Origin of the sequence: Carnobacterium pleistocenium FTR1, from assembly GCF_000744285.1 — a bacterium.
Taxonomy (GTDB): Bacteria; Bacillota; Bacilli; order Lactobacillales; family Carnobacteriaceae; genus Carnobacterium_B; species Carnobacterium_B pleistocenium.
Map to the genome: position 1 here is coordinate 493,917 of NZ_JQLQ01000002.1, position 19,397 is coordinate 513,313.

Consider the following 19,397-nt stretch of genomic DNA (forward strand, 5'->3'; position numbering starts at 1 on the left):
GTTAGGTTAATTATGGATGGAATAAAGAAAATTTGGACGGGAATTAAGGACGGTTGGACTAATCTTGGCAAAAACAAACGAATCGGACTGGTTTTGGTTCTTTTTCTTGTCATCAGTATAGTAACCGGCCTAACTTACTACACACAAAAAGTAGAGTATGCCACACTCTTCTCAGATTTAGAAGAAGCAGATGCAGGTACGATTGTAAATGATATTAAAACAAAAGGGATCGCTTATAAGTTAGAAGATAATGGAACAACCATTCTCATTGATCAAGCCCAGGTTGATACATATAGAATTGAATTAGCCGTAAATGATCTTCTGCCAAAAAGTACGACTGGTTTTGAAATTTTTGATGAAACCAGTATGATGGCCACGGATGAAGATCGTAAAATCATGTATCAAAGAGCAGTCACAGGAGAATTGGAGCAGTCCATCTCGGCGCTTGACTTCATTGAAGAGGCAAAAGTACTGTTATCGCTACCCGAAGACAGTGTTTTTACAAATGAAGAAAATCAATCAAAAGCTTCAGCTTCTGTCGTATTAACTCCGCTAAGTGGGACTCAAGTTCCTGTTTCGGCTATTCAAGGAATCGCGTCATTGATTTCTGGAGCAGTCGATAATTTGCCCAAAGAAAACATTAAAATTGTCGATACAGCCGGCAATTTATTAAGCGCGGCGTTAGAAGATGAAGCAAACTTAAATGCGACCGATCTGGTCAGTAAATACCAAGCAATTACCAAAAGTTATGAAGAAGAATTGGAACAAAAGTTGCTTCAAACGCTAGCTCCCATCTATGGAATCGATAAATTGACTATTGCCGTAAATGCCGACATGAATTTCGACTCCAATGAAAGTGAAATCATCAATTACGGTGACTCTTCTGTCCGTAGTGAAACCGTTTCTGCAGGCGGGCAGACTATTGATGTTGAAGAAGGAGAAGGGTTCGACAACAGTATCAACCAAGTACAAAGCGGGGAAGATGGCGGCACTGCTGCCTATGACCGAACCACGAATTATGAACTGAATTCAGAAACCACGAACACGATTAAAGCCCCTGGGGAAGTAGAAAAACTAAGCGCTTCCGTTATTTTTGACGGCAATTTAAGTCCGGATGACCAAGCATCCTTAGAAGCTATCGTGGCCACTACTATTGGTACCATTGAGGAACGCGCCGATGTAGTCACCGTACAAGGAATCGATTTCGCTGCTGTTGAAGCAACCGAAGAGGCAGAAACAGAACCATTGAATAGCAGTATCCGAGATATGCTTTTACGTTATTGGCCTTACCTAGTGGGAGGAGCCGTTCTTTTAAGTCTGTTGATTTTCATCATTCTTTTGATGCGTAGACGCTCAGATGACGATGAATTGGATTTCTTTGATGAGGAAGAACCAGAACCAGTCGCAAGACCGGTACGACCCGCTCAACCTACAGCGGATCAAATAGCAGCAAAAGAAAGAGCTGAAATGAAAAAAGAACTAAATAAAAATATGTCCGTAAAAGAAAATACCGTTAGAGATTATGCTAAAGAAAGTCCAGAAGGCGCAGCTGATTTGATTAAAATTTGGATGAAAGATAAGTAGGTGAAGTTATGAGTGAAGTAGATGGGTTAAAAAAAGCGGCTATATTACTGATATCGTTAGGCTCGGAAACATCAGCCAAGATCATGAAAAATTTACCGGATAGGTACATTCAAAAAGTGAGTTATGAAATAGCCAATATTGATCAGGTGAATCCAGAAGAACGAGATTCAGTTATCAATGAATTTATCGAGATGTCTCAAGCAAGAGAATACATGATTGAAGGCGGAATCGACTACGCTAAAAATTTATTGAATAAAGCAATCGGTCCTCAAAGAGCTAAAGAAATCATTGATATGTTGAATCAAATTCAATTGCGAGAACGTCCCTTTAATATTGCCCGCAAAGCCGATCCGCAACAGCTGATCAATTTATTATTAAACGAGCAACCGCAAACAGTCGCTTTGATTTTGTGCTACATGCAGCCGGAAAAAGCAGCGGTGATTTTGTCTGAATTCCCGATTGAAATGCAGTCGCAAATTGCTGAACGAATCGGAACGATCACAAGTACATCTCCAGCTATTATTGAGAAAATTGAAAAGGTTATTGAAAACAAATTCTTCACGTACATTGAAAATGATTTGGAATCCGTCGGTGGCGTTCGTACATTGGTTGAAATCTTGAATTCTGTTGGCAGAAGTACCGAGAAAAATATCATTAGTGTATTGGAAAAAAGACAACCCGAATTGGCTGAGGAAATCAAAGCTAGTCTGTTCACCTTTGAAGACATTATTACGCTTGAAAAAGGCGATGTCCAAAAAGTTCTTAGAGACGTTAATAATGATGACTTGGCATTGGCTCTTAAAGGAGTATCGGATGAAATCAAGAGCTTCATTTATACCAACCTCTCCATTCGTGCAGTTGAGACGCTTAAAGAAGATCTTCAATTTATGGGACCTATTCGCTTATCAGCCGTTGAAGAAGCTCAACAACGTATTGTGACCGTGATTCGTCGCTTAGATGAAAAAGGCGAGATCTACTTGAGAAGAGGCGATCAAGATTCTATTATCTCATAATATCATCAAGCAAGGACAGTCGTTTACTCAAGAAAACCGGTCATTTATCCAAACAGAAATGACTATCGCAAAAATACCAAAAGAAGCAGATCAAGAGCATCTAAGTGGACAACCAGTAATAGAACCTATTGAAGTCATGCAAGCGAAAGTTTTATTAGATGAAACACATGCAAAAAAAAAAGTGATCCTTTCTGAAGCGCAAGAAGAAGCGAAACAACTGAAAGAAAAGGCTGAAAAAAAAGGGTTTGAGGAAGGCATGGCACAAGGATACGAAATGGGCTATGCAGCTGGCATGAAACAAGCTGAAGAAGAAAGCCAGCGCATGAAAGAATCGATCTACAGCATGCTGAATGAAGCCAAAGAAGTGGTTGAGAGTTATTACCAAGCTAAAAAAATCGACTTCATCGAACTTGCGGGGCATATGGCTGAAACCATTGTTCATAAAAGCATTGATGTGTCATCGGATCAAGTGATGGATCTGATCAAACCGGTCTTACATCGTTTGAAACGAGAAGATCAATTTATTACGTTGATGGTCAGACCCGAACAAAAAGAGTTGGTTAAAGAAAAGGTAAAAGAGTTTGAAAAAGAGAACCAAGATATTCGGTTTGCAGTACTGTCAGATAATACCTTAGATAAAAATGGGTGTATCGTTGAAAACGCCCATGCAATCGTTGACCTACAAGTCAGGAAACAATTAGACTCGATGATAGATGAGATGAAGAATGCGGGGTGATACTAATGTTTGATATTCCTTTTGAAACGTATCATAACCAATTGAATCGGAAAAGCTATTACTTAAAGATGGGGAAAGTCAGTCAAGTGACGGGTCTGATTATTAAAGTAGAAGGATTAGATGCATTTGTCGGCGAAGTGTGCGAGATATTGATCAAATCATCTGGTAGAGTGGCGCTGAGTGAGGTCGTTGGTTTCGTGGATGAAATGGTCTTACTGATGCCGCTGGATGAATTAGAAGGCATCGGACCAGGTTGTTTAGTTAAACCGACGGGCAAAACGCTAAAAGTTGAAATCAGTGAAAAATTGCTTGGCAATACGTTAGATGGTTTAGGTCGACCAATGGATACCTCTTTGGTAGTAGATGGTGTGTTTTATGATGTCAACCGCAGCTCGCCAAATCCTTTTAAGCGTAAAAAAATCAAAGATGTTATGCCGACAGGGATAAAAGCGATTGATGGAACATTGACTGTTGGAGAAGGACAACGAATCGGAATCTTTGCAGGTAGTGGGGTCGGAAAAAGTACGTTGTTAGGCATGATGGCGCGCTACATTGAAGCAGACATCATCGTAATTGGACTGATTGGCGAACGTGGCAGAGAAGTGCTGGAATTTATCGAGAAAGATTTAGGCGAAGAAGGCTACCGAAAATCAGTTGTCGTTTGTGCAACGTCAGATATGCCTCCGTTGGTCCGCCTAAAAGGGGCAGCTGTAGCGACCACCATTGCTGAGTACTTTCGAGATCAAGGCAAGAAAGTTGTTTTGATGATGGATTCGGTGACGCGTGTGGCGATGGCCCAACGTGAAATTGGGTTAGCAACTGGCGAGCCACCAACCACTAAAGGGTATACACCATCTGTTTTTACAACATTGCCTAAGTTATTAGAACGAAGTGGTATGTCTGAAAATGGTTCGATAACGGCTTTTTATACCGTATTGGTTGAAGGGGATGACATGAATGAACCCATCGCCGATTCGGTACGTGGAATCTTGGATGGACATATTGTGTTATCACGAAAAATTGCATCCGAAAACCATTACCCAGCGATTGATGTGCAAAATAGCATCAGTCGTTTGATGAAAGACGTTGCAGCTGAAAAACATTCTGCTGCAGCTGGGAAATTAAAAGAAAACATGGCGATTTATGCGGATTCGAAAGATCTGATCGATGTAGGAGCTTACCGTAAAGGCAGCAATCCACTAGTTGATCGGGCCGTTCAGTTGAATACACCGATAAAAAGCTTTTTAAAACAACGAGTTGATGAGCGGTATGCCTTTGATGAAGTTGTTGACCAATTAAAAACACTCTTTGAAGTACAACAATTTGGTAATCAATAAATGACTTGGGGTGGCTGAAGTGGCAAACTATAAATTTTCAATGGAAAAAGTTCTCGATTGGCGCTCTGATACCGAAGAAGAAAAGAAAAAAAATCTAGTACAAGTTCAACAGAATAAATTGCAACAAGAAACCACCTTACAACGATTAATAGGCGAAAACATAAAAATAAAAAATGACAGTTTAACCACTAGCCGCATCGACGTCTTGCGGCGTCAAAATTTATACAAAGATATGATCGATGAAAAAATTATTCACCAAAAAAATGTGGTCGGTAAAGCGGTAAAAGAGGTAGAAGTCGCACGTTTGGCCTTAATGGAAGCTCATAAAGATCGAAAAGTTATGGAAAAGTTAAAGGAAAAAGAATTTACCTTTATGATGGAACAAGAAAAACAAGATGAACAAAAACAATTAGATGAAATGGCGACTTTAAGTTTTGGAAAATCATTCTATTAAGATACATAGATACCAGAAAGTGGATCCTATCCATTGAAAGGAGGTGAAATGACAATGAACCCAACTCCTGTTTCTCCCATTAGTAATAGTGTCCAACTAAAGCCTAAGTCGCAGCAAAAAGTACGGCCTGAAGAATTTGAAGCACAATTTGCCGGATATTTAGCAAAAGAAAAGCCTCACACGCTACATAAAGAAAGTACGAATGAAACAGTTGAAGAAGAAAAGACTGAAGACAGTCAAGAAGAACCAACTGAGGAAAAGCTTACCTCAGATTCACCAGTGCTTTATTTTGGGCCGTTTAACATAAATCAAGAGCAACAACCCATAAAAAGTACGCTGATTAAGAGTGAACAGCTACAAGTTGAAGTGAACCAACTACTAAATAGTAGTGAACCGGTTTTTGCAGCACAAGTAGCAGTTGAATCGGAAAAGATAGAAGCCTTTGATAAAAAAGAGGACGGAATGCTGGATACCCAAAAAGCTCAAATAATTAAAAATGTAGATAACCTGTTAGTAAAAAAATCTGATTTGATTGAAGTAAATCAAATTCTAGTGACTGCAAAAGAAATCAAATTGGGCGCAACGATTTTACCAACTGGACGTTTTTTGACGGCAGAATGGAAAAACGGACAATTGGGTGTCACCCAACTGATCGTTGAACCTACTAATTTAGCAGAAGTTTCAATGAATGAAGGTTCAGGTGAAACCGTTCAACCAATTGAATTGAATGGAACAACAAGCGACAATCAGCAGCTAAACTTAGCTACGATGGAGAGTAAATTGAACTCTTCAGTGGAACCGAGTGTTAAGGATCCCAATTCTCTTATGAAAGATTTAGAAAGCGCAGAACAAGTCGCTGAAGTAGATAAATCGAGTCAACCGATCCAACAGCAGTCGCTAGTTGAAGCTTTAACGCTCAAGTCATCAAGTGTAGGAGAAACGGTCAAACAAGCGAGTATCCAGATGGTAAGCGAAGTGATCATCCAAGAAGCTGAATCCCTTTTAAGTGGCAAACAATCGGTTGCACAGGTGACTTTATCGCCTGAAAAACTGGGTGAAGTGAGAATCACAGTAGAATTGATTGACAACGTGCTGACGACTAAAATTATTGTGGATAATGTTGAAACGAGAGAATTACTGACAACTGGAATGAGTCGGTTGACGGATAATTTAGACCGCCAAAACATTCGCTTAGAAGAATTAACGATTCAATTGAACGATCATGCAACAGCTGATTCGGCTTCTCAAGAAAGACAGGGAGAAGGACAGAAGCGGACGTTTGGACAAAAACAAGCAAGAATTTTGGGGAATGAAAGCGAACCGCTGAACTCTGAGGGGAAAACAGATACCGGCAGACTCAGTATCTTAGTGTGAGAGGAAGAAGAAAATGGACTTTCCAACTGATTTTATGATGGGATCAATCAATAATAGCACAGCTACGGAAACAAACACGGCAGAACTCTCAACAGAAGATTTTCTACAAATCATGGCAGCATCCATAAAAATGCCGTCTATGCCTGGAGAAAGCGGTAGTGGCAGTAGCGGTGGTGGTGAAACAGACTATCTAGCTCAATTAGCTCAGTTCAATACGTTGGATCAGTTGACAAGTATGTCAGAAATGATGAATATGAACGTTCTGATGACGCAACAGCAACAAGCTCTAAGTCTTCTAGGAAAAGAAGTCAAAGTAGCGGGTGCAGAATCAGGTTTTGTCACTGGGACCGTGGATAAGGTTAAATTCGATCAAGGGTACGCGACGATCCAAATAGATGGAGCAGATTACGTACTAAATGATATTTTAGAAGTCGGTGACCAGACGTAATGTCTTTTCGAGTTGAAAGTATGCAAAACCAAACAATAGCCAACAGTTCCAACCCAATCAATCAACGAATTGATCGAACATTCCGTTCTTTTTTGACAGAATCGCTGCAAGAACCAACGCCTTCTACAGAAATGAAAATTTCTAATCATGCCCAAAAACGCATGGAAGAAAGAGGCATTCAGTTGAATCAATCGGACTTAACAACTATCGCAGGTGCAGTAGAAGAGTTGAATCAAAAGGGATCAAAAAATTCATTGATCGTGTATAAAGAGATGGCATTGATCGCCAGTATTGCTAATCGAACCATTATCACGGCCATGAACACCAATGAAATGGAAACCATCACCAATATCGACAGTGTGAAAAAAATAAACGTATAACTAGCTGGACTTAAAAGAGGCTATCATCCCATGGATCGACTGAAGTGGGACAATTGAATGGAGGAAAAAATATGTTAAAATCACTATACTCAGGCGTTACCGGAATGAGAAATATTCAAACGAAAATGGACGTTATTTCAAATAATATTGCCAATGTCAGTACGACAGGATTTAAAACAGGTAGAGTTCGTTTTGAAGATATGCTGAGTCAAACAAATGTAACGGCACAAGCAAGTACCAATGCTCAACAAGTTGGTTTAGGGGTTCAAGTTGGATCAATCGATACGGTTATGTCAGGTGGTTCTTTGCAATCAACTGGAAGATCACTTGACTTTGGGATTGAAAATGGCGATAGTTCATTTTTCACAGTCAATGATGGAACCAATACTTTCTATACAAGAGACGGCGGATTTTATACGGATCCTGAAGGTGATTTGGTAACTAGTGGGGGCTTAAACGTACAAGGATACATGGCAACTAATAACACGGGCACTCTAGGAACAAACCTTGAGGCTATAAATATTCCACAAACCATTGTAGAAGATGGGAACAACCAGTCATTACAAAGTTACAGCGTAGATAGTAGTGGGCTCGTTGTAGGATCATATAGTGGTGGAGTATCTAGGACAATAGGCCGCATTGCTTTAACGTCATTTTCTAACCCAGATGGACTAGAAAAAAGTGGTGGAAACTTATATATTGAATCGGCTAACTCAGGTGTTCCAGTAGCAGGGAATCCGGGAGATCCTGGATATGGAAGTGTGCGTTCTGGGTTTTTAGAAATGTCTAACGTGGATTTAGCGAATGAATTTACGGAAATGATCATTACTAGCAGATCTTACCAAGCAAACTCAAGAAGTATCACAACTTCTGATACGATGTTGGAAGAATTGATCAATCTAAAAAGATAATTAATTTCTAGGTAAGGGGGTTTTTTGGGAATCCAAAAAACCTCCTGTCTTGACTAAAAAACCGAAAATCGAATGGGGTTTAAGTATGATTGCTTTAACAGCTACTTCAGGAAAAGAATTTTATTTGAATTGTGATCTAATTTATCGGGTAGACCGCACTTTTGACACTATTATCACGTTGACTGATGGTAAAAGCTTACGTGTTACCGAAACAGAAAAGGAAATAGTGGAAAAAATTATTCAATACAGAAGAAAAATAAGCAACGGTTTTTCAGAAGGAGAATTATGAAAAAAAACATTGTACCCATAATCGGTATGATCCTAGGTGTCGGGTTGATTGTTTGGTCGATTACGTCTAGTGGTGATATTTCCAGTTTTGTCGATGCACCTTCGCTTGTGATCACGCTTGGTGGTTCCTTTAGTGCAATTTTAATCAGTTTTCCATTGAAATCAATCAAAACTTTGCCGTCTATTCTAAAAACGATAGTGCTTGACCCGAATCCTGATTATGCTAAGTTGATTGAATCGTTTATAGCATTGTCTAGAAAGGCTAGAAGTGAAGGGATTTTAGCGATTGAAGCAGATATCGAGGATCAAGACAACGAATTGATGATAAGTGGACTGCAAATGGTTGTCGATGGATTAGAACCAGAAGTAATCAGAGATATAATGGAAATCACAACTGAAAATATTGAAAAAAGGCATAGTATTGGACAAGATATCTTTTTGAAATGGGGCGAAATGGCTCCAGCATATGGAATGATTGGAACTCTGATTGGTTTAGTTATTATGTTGGGAGAATTAAATGACCCTAGTACGATTGGTGTAGGTATGGCAACGGCGCTGATCACAACTTTTTATGGAAGTTTTTTAGCAAATTTGGTTTTCTTGCCGATCGCTAGTAATTTAAAAATGCAAACAACTGAAGAAATGAAATTCTGTGAAATGATTGTAGAAGGCGTACTATCTTTGCAAGCAGGAGAAAATCCACGTGTCATTGAACAAAAATTAAAAAGTTACTTGCCTTTTGAAAGCAAAGAAGAAGTGATTAAATCAGCGATGAAAGCAGCAGATAAGCTTCAAAAAGAGGAAGAAAACTATGGCTAGAAGACGGAAAAAGAAAGAAACTACTGATAGCTCTAGTGGAGGGGGTTGGATAACAACTTTTGCGGATTTGATGTCGTTATTGCTGACATTTTTTATCCTCCTCTATTCTATGTCAAGTGTCAGTTTAGAAAAATTTCAAGAAGCATCCAATTCGATTCAATCAGCCTTTAATGGTGGAGATTCTGTAATCGAAGGAAGTACAGTAACAGATACAGAAACAGAAACTGAGCCAAGCGAAGATATTATAGCAGTACCAAGTGAAGATGCCATTGATCCAGAATTAATCAAAATGTATGACGAAGTTGTTGAATTCTTAGAAACAAAAGATATGACAGCTCAAGCAAGTGTTAAATACGATCAAGATGGAATTTATGTAAACATTCAAGAATCTATTTTATTTGGAAGTGGAAGTGCAATTATCGCTGATTCTGGAAAGAATACATTAAATAATTTAGGTGAGTTGATCCAACAATTCGAAAATGATGTCGTAATAGAAGGTTATACGGACAATGTTCCAATGAACAATGCTAATTTTAGCAGCAACTGGGAATTATCTACCAGTAGAGCTTTGTCCGTTTTACGATATTTAAGTGAAGAGCGAAGCGTTACTCCTACAAGGTTATCAGCTAAAGGATATGGGGAATATCACCCATCTGTTCCAAATAATTCAGATGAAAATAGAGCGAAAAATAGGAAAGTAAACATTGTACTCGTTTATGATCAGCAGGAGGAGTAAATACAGATGGCAGCTGAACAAACTAAAACGACAAAGAAAACAAAAGTGGCTAAAGGAACTAAGGGTACTAAAGGAACTAAAAGCAAGAAAAAAAGGTTATGGGCTACTATTGTTCTTATTGTAATAGTAATTATAGGAGTCATCAGTTATGGTTTGATTTCTGGTAAGACACAGGTAATTATTTCAGATTTATTTAAAGAAGAAATTATAGAAACTACCGTTCCATTAGAAGAATTCTTAATCAATTTGGACTCTGGTACATCGGTTAAAAAGAACTTTTTGAAAATCGAGCTTTCAGTACACAGTTCAACAGAAGGCGCTGAGGAAAAATTAACTGCTGAAATGGCTCAAATTCGAGATTCAGTTATTTCAGTTTTGCGTAAAAAAACAGAAGACACCGTTTTTGAAGAAGAAGACACTAAATTACTGATTAAAAAAGAATTGATAGCTGCTATTAATACTAAAATAGATGAAGAACTGGTGGATGATATTTTCATCACAAATATTGTCACGCAATAAGATTAGACGAGAAGGAGAAATAGAAAATTGGGATTTGGACTGGGTTATGTATTGAAAAGTGTCGTAGCATTAATTGTCATCATATGGGCAGCAAATTATGGTTTAAAGTACTTAAATACGTTTATGACAAAAAAAAATCAAGTGATCAAGGTGATCGAACGAACTTCAACCAGTAAAGGTTCGGCACTGAGTATTGTAGAAATTGCCGATACGTACTACTTGATGAGTTTTGCAGATAACCGCAATGAAATCTTAAAAGAACTGACAGCAGTAGAAAAAGAGAAAATCGCAAATAGTTTAGAAGAAAATAAAGCAGATTTTTCGATGAGATCAGACAGACAGCAAACGGGTAAGAAAATTGTTCAGACTTTTAAATCATTACGGTCCCAGTACCAGTCTTTCTATGAAAAGAGGAAATAAAGTTGCAAAAGAAGAACAAATGGATCTTAGCCTTGTCTCTCTTTTTAATTAGTTTCGTTCTCTTTCCAAAAGTTGCTTCAGCGGCTGAACTAACGGACGGGCTGAGCGGATTATCGGAGGTATTTGAAAATGGAGCTGGAGAAACCTCTCAAGTCGTTCAGTTATTTCTTTTAACGACGGCATTGAGTATCGCTCCAACATTTTTAGTACTAACGACAAGTTTTACACGTATTATTATAGTGTTGTCATTTGTCAGAAGTTCATTAGGTACCCAACAAAATCCACCTAATCTAGTATTGATGGGGATTGCACTGTTTCTATCCTTGTTTATCATGCAGCCTGTATACACTGAAGTGATGACTGATGCAATCACGCCGTATGTAAATGAAGAAATATCAGGTCAAGAAGCATTTGAATCAGCTGCACAACCCATTAAAAAATTCATGTACAAACAAACAAGAGACGAAGATATTCAATTGTTTTTGGATATATCTGAAACTGAAGAACCATCAGTTATAGATGATCTGCCCTTGAATATAGCCATCCCAGCTTTTATTATTAGTGAATTGCGAACAGCCTTCAGTATTGGATTCTTAATTTTTATTCCATTTTTAGTTATTGATATTGTCGTGGCCAGTATCTTAATGTCGATGGGAATGTTTATGTTGTCTCCGGTGATGATTTCATTGCCATTTAAATTATTATTATTTGTTTTAGTCGATGGATGGTATTTAGTGGTCGAATCGCTAGTTACAGGATTTCAGTAGAGGTGTAGAAAAAAATGACAATGGAAAAAGTTTTAGACATTATAAGAGAAGCCTTCATGGTGATGATAATCGTAGCCGGTCCGACGTTGATCATTGCATTAGTAGTGGGGCTGTTTATTAGTATCATCCAAGCAACCACGCAGCTGCAGGAACAAACGTTGAGTTTTGTGCCTAAAATCTTAGCGGTAATTGTTTCATTGATCGTTTTTGGGAATTTTATGATGAACAGTATCATTATGTTCACGCAGAAGATCTTCGAAATGATCGCAGAACTGTGAGTGAACGACCATGACCATACAATTGCAAACCATCATTTTAATATTCATACGAATAACGTCTTTTATAGTGGTAAGTCCTGGATTTTCCATCAAGGGTCTGCCTAATATAGCAAAAATCGCTTTAGCAATGGGGATTACAATTGCTGCTTATCCAGCCGTGCCAGTCATGAATGAAGTAGCAGATACCCTCTTTTTTGCGATATTGATCCTAAAAGAAGTTTTGCTCGGGATGGCTATTGGATTTATTACAAAACTCTTTTTTTCGGCCATTGAGATTGCAGGGAATTTTGTGGATTTTCAAGTTGGATTTTCAATGGGAGCCGTTTATGATCCAAGTATGGGGATAAATGTTTCCTATTATGGGAAGATTTATTATTGGTTGTCCATGTGTGTGTTTTACATTACCAACCTCCACCATGTTGTGATCAAAAGCTTAGTGGAGTCATTTCGATCCGTACCGATCTTCAGTACTGAATTAGGCGATTTTGGTGTAGAAGGTATGATGAGGCTGCTGGGTGTTATTTTTGAATTAGCTTTTAATATAGCAGCCCCAATGGTAATTGTGGCTTTACTGACAGAAGTTATCTTGGGGTTGATCTCACGTTCGGTTCCTCAAATCAATGTATTGATTTTGGGGATGCCACTAAAAATCGCAGCTAGTTTCGTTCTGATGCTGATATTTTTGCCAACTTTAGTCGAAACGATCGAAACGACACTGCCACTTATGGTGAAATACATGAATGAATTTATTCAGTTGTTGTAAAAAAAGGCGAGGTGAGAATGAATGGCGGAAAAAGATGGGAAAACAGAAAAAGCCAGTCCCAAAAAACTACGGGACACCAGAAAAAAAGGTGAGATTCCTAAAAGCCCAGATTTAACTTCCGCTGTTACCTTTATCGTATTTATCCTTGCAGCCACCTTTTTAGGAAATTACATATTGAAGTACAGTTTGCTCTATTTACAAAATTATTTAACAGCTGGCTTAACAGTAGATGGCTTAGAAAATAATTTAGCAAATATTGGGATAAGATCGATTGTGTTTATAGTAGTGTTAGCTGGTCCATTTTTGGCTATTGCATTCGTTGCAGCATTCGTATCCACTATTGTACAGACTGGCTTTTTATTCTCGGTAGAACCCATTAAATTCAAGCTAAGCAAAATAAACCCAATCAGTGGATTTAAGAATATGTTCAGTAAAAAAACGGTGTTTACTCTATTTAAAAATGTTGCTAAGTTAGCTTTAGTTTTTTGGATGGCTTATAAAACACTTGAAACATCAGTTTACTTGATCCTTAATTCCAGCAACGTAGGGACAGAAAAATTGTTTTTCTTAATGTCTGATCTTGTCATGGAATTGGCAGCTCAATTGGGTATCTTGTTGCTGATATTAGGCTTGATCGATTACATTTACCAAGTTTACGACTACCGGAAAAATTTAAAGATGTCCAAACAAGAATTAAAAGATGAGTACAAGCAATCTGAAGGTGATCCGCAGATCAAGGCTCAAAGGAGACAACGCTACCGTCAGTTGACAAAAGGGGGTTTGCGTGAAGTGGAGACGGCAACAGCCATTATCACAAACCCGACGCATTTAGCCATTGCGATTCGTTATGAAAAAGGCAAAGATGAAGTACCGATCATTGTGGCTAAAGGGGCAGATCACCAAGCTGCAAAAATTAGAGAGCTAGCTAAAGAACTCGACATTCCAATCATTGAAAATAAACCGGTCGCTAGAGCTATGTATAAGACAGTCGAAATCGGTCAACCCGTTCCAATCGATCTTTACCAAGCGATTGCCGAAATATTAGCATTGGTTTACCAAATGGAAGAAATGAACAAATATAAGATTTAAGGCTTTTTAAGATGAGGAGTTCAAAAATATGTCTAATGCTTTCTGGGGGAAAATTGAAAAACTAGCCGGTTCCTTAGATGTGATCGTTGCCTTTTTGGTTATGGCTATTCTAGGCATGATCATTATTCCATTGCCAGCTGGATTACTCGATTTTATGCTGATCATCAACATAGCGTTATCAATCACTATTTTGCTGCTGACGCTGTTTACAAAAAACGTGTTAGAATTCTCGACTTTTCCGACTATGTTGTTGATCACGACCATGTTTCGGTTAGCACTGAACATCTCTTCTACCCGGTTGATTTTAACTGAAGGAGAAGCAGGAGCGGTTATTGAAACATTTGCTAACGTTGTAACTGGAAGTAACTTCATCGTTGGAGCGGTCATCTTTATCATCATCGTCATCATTCAAATGATGGTTGTAACAAACGGAGCGAGTCGTGTTTCTGAGGTTTCAGCAAGGTTCACACTGGATGCGATGCCAGGTAAACAAATGGCTATCGATGCGGATATGAACTCAGGGCTGATCAACGAAGAACAGGCAAAGAAAAGACGTTCAGATCTTGAAAGAGAGACCCAGTTTTTCGGAGCAATGGATGGAGCAAGCAAGTTCGTAAAAGGAGATGCTATTGCTGGTCTGATCATCACAATGATCAACTTGATTGGTGGAGTAGCAATCTATTCGTTGCAAAATGATATGGAAATCATGGAAGCTTTGTCAACCTTTGGTAAGTTAACTATTGGTGACGGACTAGTCAGTCAGATTCCTTCATTATTGATCTCGGTAGCATCTGGGATCTTAGTTACCCGTTCGGGCAGCATCAAAGGTTTTGGTAGTTCCATTGGAGAAGAATTATTCCACTCGCCAAAAGTTATGTTGATACTATCAGTGATTTTAATTTCATTTGCTGTTATGCCGGGTTTTCCAACAATTCCATTTTTACTATTGGGATTAGCGGCCGGAGCGGCTGGGTATTTATTGATGGAAAATGAAAAATCAAAGAACTCGAATCAAAAAGCTAAAGAAATGCGTACGAAAGCTGCACAAAGGACAAATCAAGAAAAAAGCACAGACGAATCGGTTGCTTCTTTTCAAGTAGATCCGATTTCTATCGAAATTGGTTATGGCTTGATTCCGATAGCAGATGAAAATCAAGACAATAATTTGATGAGCCATATCACAACGATTCGTAAGCAGAGTTCTCATGAATTGGGGATTTTATTAAGTCCGATACGTATCAGAGATGATCTACAACTGAAAGCCAACGATTATGTAATCAAAATTAAAGGAAATGTTGTGGCTCGTGGAGAATTATACTTAGATAAATATATGATCGTAGACCCAGGTGAGACTGAATTTGATTTTGATGGTATCCCCACCAAAGAACCGGCTTTTGGTTTAGACGCGATGTGGGTCAACGAAAGTGACCGTGAAGCAGCTGACTTAAGAGGATACACGGTAGTTGATCCGATAACCGTCTTAGTGACTCAACTGAAGGAAACGATATATAAGTCAAGTTATGAATTATTAGGTAGGCAAGAAGTCAAACAATTGCTGGAAGGCATCAAAGATAAGTATAGCGTCGTAATCGATGAACTGATCCCGGACGTTCTTCGTTTAGGAGAAGTCCAAAAGGTTTTACAAAACTTATTGAAAGAAAACATTCCAATTAATGATTTGGTCACTATTCTAGAGACCTTAGCGGATTATGGAAACACGACCAAAGATATTGAAATGCTGACTGAATATGTGCGGCAATCGCTTAAACGGACGATTGTTAAACCTTTCTTAGATGATCAAAATGTTCTACAAGTTGTAACCATACTGCCAGATACAGAAGAACTGATCACGCGCAGCATTCAAAAATCAGCCGCTGGATCGATTCCGATCCTGCAACCTGAAACAGTTACGAAGATCTTTGATAGCGTCACAACTATCCATAACCAACTTGCTGCAAGAGGAATCCCACATGTTTTATTGGCTTCACCAAAAGTAAGACCAGCTATGAAAAATTTGATTTCGTATAATTTTCCTGATTTAGCAGTCGTGTCATTGAACGAAGTCCCGAATGATACTCCAATTGAAACAGTGGGTATGATCAATGGTTAAATCCGAATAGAGATAATTAGAATGGTGAAAGGATTGGGATTTTCATGGATGCTATTCATCTCAAGTCATTTCATTTCTTAAGAGGGAGGGGTAAAAATGTATTATGAAAATGATAGGGAAAAGGAAATCATTAAATACCTTCCCTTAGTAGAAAAAATTGTTAATCGAATAGATGTTAAGCGAAGCCAGTATGACAAAGATGACTTATATAATATAGGCGTCATTGGTCTAATGGATGCACTGGAAAAATTTGATAAATCGAAAAAAGTTCCGTTCGAAGGGTATGCGTATATTAGGATTAAGGGTTCAATCATTGATGAAATCAGAAAAACGGCTCCAGTATCTCGCACACGGATGGGAAAGCTGAATGACTATTACCGCGCCAAAGAACAATTAGAAGCAACGCTTATGCGCACACCTACTGAAAAAGAAATTTGTGCAGAATTGAAAATTGATGATAAAGCTTTAACAAAAATCCACGAGACTGTCCATAATTTGGCATCTGTATCATTAGAAAAAGTTATGTTTAGCGACGATGGCAATTCAATCGAATTGCTTGATTTCTTAGAAGACACGACTGAAGCAGGGTCTGAAGAAACGTTATTGGATAAAGAACGCCAGCAGTTGCTGACCAAACACGTGAATGTATTAGATAAGAGAGAGCAAACGATTTTAAATTTGTATTATGTTGAAGAGTTGTCACTTAAAGAAATTGCGTATATCTTTGATATTTCGGTGCCTAGGGTTTCACAGATACATGGTAAAACCATTTTGAAATTAAAAGAGTCGATGAGGAGAGAATACGATGATTAGAAGCTTAACGACACTCAACAATAGTTTTAATGTTTTACAAAAAAAACAAGAAAATATTAGTGCAAATGTGGCCAATGTTAATACTTCTGGGTATAAATCACAAGAAATCATTCAAAGTACTCGTGCAGCAGAAATGATGTCGAACCGATTGGATGGTCCATTATTAAATCAGCAGCAAGAAATCGGTGGCTTTACTTTTGGTAATCAGATTGATGAAATCGTTCAAAATTTTAGTCAAGGCAGTCTAAAAGCAACTGCTTCTGCAACAGATATCGCCATTCAAGGAGACGGTTTCTTTACAGTTCAAGACGCAAATGGGGATACTTCTTACACACGTAACGGAAATTTCAACGTTAACGATACAGGTGAATTGGTTACTCAAGAAGGCTACCGCGTCATGGGTGTGTCAGCTGATGGACAACCAACGCCTATCCAAGTCAATGGCACAGATTTTGCCATTGACAACAGAGGCAATATTGCAGGAACGGGAAACCGGTTGATGATCACTGAATTTGAAGATACGGCGAACTTGACAAGAACTGGTGACACATTATATACGGGGCAAGGTGGCACAACAGCACAAGTTGGCGATATAGTTGTGCAACAAAGTTATCTAGAAACATCTAATGTTGAAACAGTCGATGAAATCACGAATTTGATGCAAGTCTCAAGAGCCTTTGAAGCCAATCAAAAAGCCCTCAGCGCAGCAGATGAAACCTTACGAAAAGCAGTCAATGAAGTTGGGAAAGTATAGGAGGATGAAAAAATGAGTATCCCTTTAAGCATTAGTAAAAGCGGCATGAACGCGATTCAAAATCAAATGGACGCGGTATCAAATGACATCGCAAATATCAATACAACAGGCTATAAGTCTAAGAATATTAGTTTTAATGAATTGTTGTTGAATGATATGAACGCAGAAGAAGACTACTTATCAGATACTGCTCAAGGTTCTGGCATTGCTATCGGATCTAAAAGTGCTGTCACTTCCACGAACTTTACACAAGGTGCACTTGTCTCCGATTCAAATGATTACCACTTGGCTATTGCTGGAGAAGGGTTCTTTGGAGTCACTGGCGCAAACGGCGAGCAGTATTTGACGCGAGACGGCGCTTTTCAGGTAAATGGGGACAAATCGATCACTAACGGTAATGGGGATACTTTGGAAATTCAAGCAACTGTCCCAACCAATCAATGGCCTGAAGGAGACGTATCGATTGCTGAAAATGGCGAAATAACGATCCAGTCAGAAAATGGCAGTACGTTGGTCGGAACGATCCCATTATTTTACCCTACTCAAATCAATACGATGCAACCTGTTGGAGAGAACAAATTTAGCTATGATGGAACATTTGGAGCAGGAGATGGTGCGATCCAACAGCATTATTTAGAAGCATCGAATGTTGATTTAGCGTCATCTATTACTGAGATGATGTTAGCACAACGCTCTTACTCTTTAAATCTGAAAGTTGCGCAAGGAACAGATGAAATGGCTTCCATCATTAATCAATTTAAACAATAACAGTTAGTCGTATAACAGGAAAGATACATATATCTTTAATCACATACACTATCGGATTTGGGTTGACGCAAAAAATTGGCGTCTGGGAAGAATTTGAGGTAAATCAGGTGAAAAATCATGATTAGAATGAAAAATGTTGTTAAAAATTATTCAAAGGGAGTAAAAGCTCTTCGAGGAATCAATCTGACAATTGAAGATGGTGAGTTTGTCTATTTGGTTGGAGCAAGCGGTTCTGGAAAATCAACCTTAGCAAAATTATTGTACCGAGAAGAAGAAGCTAGCAAAGGGCAAATCGAGGTTGGTGGTCAACTGTTTTCTAAAATGAAAAAAAAAGACATACCTAAACTTAGAAGACAGATTGGGATTGTTTTTCAAGATTTTAAATTATTATTAGACCGTACTGTTTTTGAAAATATTGCGTATGCATTAGAAGTGATCGATACTGAACCAGAAGAAATCAGGTCACTCGTGATGCAAGCTTTGCGGTATGTTGATTTAGAAGATAAGGCAAATGATAAACCAACTGAGTTATCGGGTGGAGAACAGCAACGCGTGTCTATTGCACGTGCCATCGTCAATTCACCTAAGCTGCTCATTGCGGATGAACCAACAGGTAATTTAGATCCCCAAACGGCTTTAGAGATTATGCGGCTATTTTATCGCATCAACCAAAAGGGAACGACTATTTTAATGGTCACCCACAATCGTGGTATTGTCGATAAATTTCGTAATCGTGTCGTGGAAATCGAACAAGGTAAAATTATTTGGGATGAAAATAAAAGTGAAGATGTGATTCAATACGACATTTCGCTGGGAGAATACGTAGCAGTTTGATCACGTAAAAGGCGAATGTATAAGCTGTTGAATCATAAAAGAAGAGAAGCTAAGGCACTGATTCAGAATGCTAAGCTTGTCTTTTTTTTGTGAGATGAATTAGTTTGAAAAAGTTCTCTAGTTTAGCTAAAGTTTTTTGAAAATAGACCGATATAATAAAAGATATACCAATAGTAAAAAGAACAGATCGATTTATTTGTAT

At 38.4% G+C, this 19,397-nt stretch carries 23 protein-coding genes; all 23 read left to right on the forward strand.

The genetic code is table 11. From position 1 onward, the window contains the following. The first annotated feature begins 12 nt into the window (after window positions 1-12). Window positions 13-1,584, forward strand: coding sequence for a flagellar basal-body MS-ring/collar protein FliF (fliF, locus tag BP17_RS02545; protein WP_035051360.1), 1,572 nt, complete (start codon window positions 13-15; stop codon window positions 1,582-1,584). Between the two features lie 8 nt (window positions 1,585-1,592). Next, window positions 1,593-2,597, forward strand: coding sequence for a flagellar motor switch protein FliG (gene fliG / locus BP17_RS02550; protein WP_035051361.1), 1,005 nt, complete (start codon window positions 1,593-1,595; stop codon window positions 2,595-2,597). A gap of 58 nt (window positions 2,598-2,655) precedes the next feature. Then, window positions 2,656-3,333 carry a FliH/SctL family protein gene (locus tag BP17_RS02555; RefSeq protein ID WP_232219591.1) on the forward strand — a complete coding sequence of 226 codons (678 nt, stop codon included), beginning with the start codon at window positions 2,656-2,658 and terminating at the stop codon, window positions 3,331-3,333. A gap of 5 nt (window positions 3,334-3,338) precedes the next feature. After that, window positions 3,339-4,670, forward strand: coding sequence for a flagellar protein export ATPase FliI (gene fliI / locus BP17_RS02560; RefSeq protein WP_035051363.1), 1,332 nt, complete (start codon window positions 3,339-3,341; stop codon window positions 4,668-4,670). 19 nt (window positions 4,671-4,689) lie between these two features. Next, window positions 4,690-5,124, forward strand: coding sequence for a flagellar export protein FliJ (gene fliJ, locus BP17_RS02565; protein ID WP_232219592.1), 435 nt, complete (start codon window positions 4,690-4,692; stop codon window positions 5,122-5,124). Window positions 5,125-5,172: 48 nt separating this feature from the next. Continuing rightward, a complete protein-coding gene (locus tag BP17_RS02570) occupies window positions 5,173-6,498 on the forward strand; it encodes a flagellar hook-length control protein FliK (RefSeq protein WP_084676239.1) in 1,326 nt (441 codons plus the stop codon). A gap of 13 nt (window positions 6,499-6,511) precedes the next feature. After that, window positions 6,512-6,946, forward strand: coding sequence for a flagellar hook assembly protein (locus BP17_RS02575; RefSeq protein WP_051910418.1), 435 nt, complete (start codon window positions 6,512-6,514; stop codon window positions 6,944-6,946). Window positions 6,947-6,966: 20 nt separating this feature from the next. Then, complete coding sequence (locus BP17_RS02580) at window positions 6,967-7,326, forward strand: TIGR02530 family flagellar biosynthesis protein (protein WP_035055025.1); 360 nt, start codon at window positions 6,967-6,969, stop codon at window positions 7,324-7,326. 71 nt (window positions 7,327-7,397) lie between these two features. Then, window positions 7,398-8,237, forward strand: coding sequence for a flagellar hook-basal body complex protein (locus BP17_RS02585; protein ID WP_035051365.1), 840 nt, complete (start codon window positions 7,398-7,400; stop codon window positions 8,235-8,237). An 85-nt stretch (window positions 8,238-8,322) separates the two neighbouring features. Beyond that, window positions 8,323-8,526 (forward strand): flagellar FlbD family protein, encoded by a 204-nt coding sequence (locus BP17_RS02590; protein ID WP_035055027.1) that lies wholly within the window; start codon window positions 8,323-8,325, stop codon window positions 8,524-8,526. Beyond that, window positions 8,523-9,344, forward strand: a complete 822-nt coding sequence (locus BP17_RS02595) for a motility protein A (RefSeq protein ID WP_035051366.1) — start codon at window positions 8,523-8,525, stop codon at window positions 9,342-9,344. Before BP17_RS02590 ends, BP17_RS02595 begins: the two co-directional genes overlap by 4 nt. Further along, window positions 9,337-10,080 (forward strand): flagellar motor protein MotB, encoded by a 744-nt coding sequence (locus BP17_RS02600; protein WP_035051367.1) that lies wholly within the window; start codon window positions 9,337-9,339, stop codon window positions 10,078-10,080. The genes BP17_RS02595 and BP17_RS02600 overlap by 8 nt, the downstream gene beginning before the upstream one ends. Before the next feature lie 6 nt (window positions 10,081-10,086). Beyond that, window positions 10,087-10,599, forward strand: a complete 513-nt coding sequence (locus BP17_RS02605) for a flagellar basal body-associated FliL family protein (RefSeq protein ID WP_051910420.1) — start codon at window positions 10,087-10,089, stop codon at window positions 10,597-10,599. Between the two features lie 27 nt (window positions 10,600-10,626). After that, entirely contained in the window at window positions 10,627-11,019 is a 393-nt protein-coding gene (locus BP17_RS02610; RefSeq protein WP_051910421.1) for a flagellar biosynthetic protein FliO, read from the forward strand. Window positions 11,020-11,021: 2 nt separating this feature from the next. Continuing rightward, the gene (gene fliP / locus BP17_RS02615; RefSeq protein ID WP_035051368.1) at window positions 11,022-11,786 is read left to right on the forward strand and encodes a flagellar type III secretion system pore protein FliP; all 765 of its coding nucleotides are present in this window, start codon (window positions 11,022-11,024) and stop codon (window positions 11,784-11,786) included. A 14-nt stretch (window positions 11,787-11,800) separates the two neighbouring features. After that, window positions 11,801-12,064: a flagellar biosynthesis protein FliQ gene (fliQ, locus tag BP17_RS02620; RefSeq protein ID WP_035051369.1), complete on the forward strand. Its 264-nt coding sequence runs from the start codon at window positions 11,801-11,803 to the stop codon at window positions 12,062-12,064. Between the two features lie 10 nt (window positions 12,065-12,074). Then, window positions 12,075-12,827 carry a flagellar biosynthetic protein FliR gene (gene fliR, locus BP17_RS02625; protein ID WP_035051370.1) on the forward strand — a complete coding sequence of 251 codons (753 nt, stop codon included), beginning with the start codon at window positions 12,075-12,077 and terminating at the stop codon, window positions 12,825-12,827. A gap of 21 nt (window positions 12,828-12,848) precedes the next feature. Further along, window positions 12,849-13,916: a flagellar biosynthesis protein FlhB gene (gene flhB, locus BP17_RS02630; RefSeq protein WP_035051371.1), complete on the forward strand. Its 1,068-nt coding sequence runs from the start codon at window positions 12,849-12,851 to the stop codon at window positions 13,914-13,916. Between the two features lie 28 nt (window positions 13,917-13,944). Then, window positions 13,945-16,026, forward strand: a complete 2,082-nt coding sequence (flhA, locus tag BP17_RS02635; protein WP_035051372.1) for a flagellar biosynthesis protein FlhA — start codon at window positions 13,945-13,947, stop codon at window positions 16,024-16,026. Window positions 16,027-16,122: 96 nt separating this feature from the next. After that, window positions 16,123-16,839: a sigma-70 family RNA polymerase sigma factor gene (locus BP17_RS02640; protein ID WP_035051373.1), complete on the forward strand. Its 717-nt coding sequence runs from the start codon at window positions 16,123-16,125 to the stop codon at window positions 16,837-16,839. Beyond that, complete coding sequence (locus BP17_RS02645) at window positions 16,832-17,593, forward strand: flagellar hook-basal body protein (RefSeq protein WP_035051375.1); 762 nt, start codon at window positions 16,832-16,834, stop codon at window positions 17,591-17,593. The genes BP17_RS02640 and BP17_RS02645 overlap by 8 nt, the downstream gene beginning before the upstream one ends. Before the next feature lie 12 nt (window positions 17,594-17,605). Then, window positions 17,606-18,361 (forward strand): flagellar hook-basal body protein, encoded by a 756-nt coding sequence (locus BP17_RS02650; protein ID WP_035051377.1) that lies wholly within the window; start codon window positions 17,606-17,608, stop codon window positions 18,359-18,361. Between the two features lie 117 nt (window positions 18,362-18,478). After that, the gene (ftsE, locus tag BP17_RS02655) at window positions 18,479-19,195 is read left to right on the forward strand and encodes a cell division ATP-binding protein FtsE (RefSeq protein WP_035051378.1); all 717 of its coding nucleotides are present in this window, start codon (window positions 18,479-18,481) and stop codon (window positions 19,193-19,195) included. The last annotated feature ends 202 nt before the right edge of the window (window positions 19,196-19,397 follow it).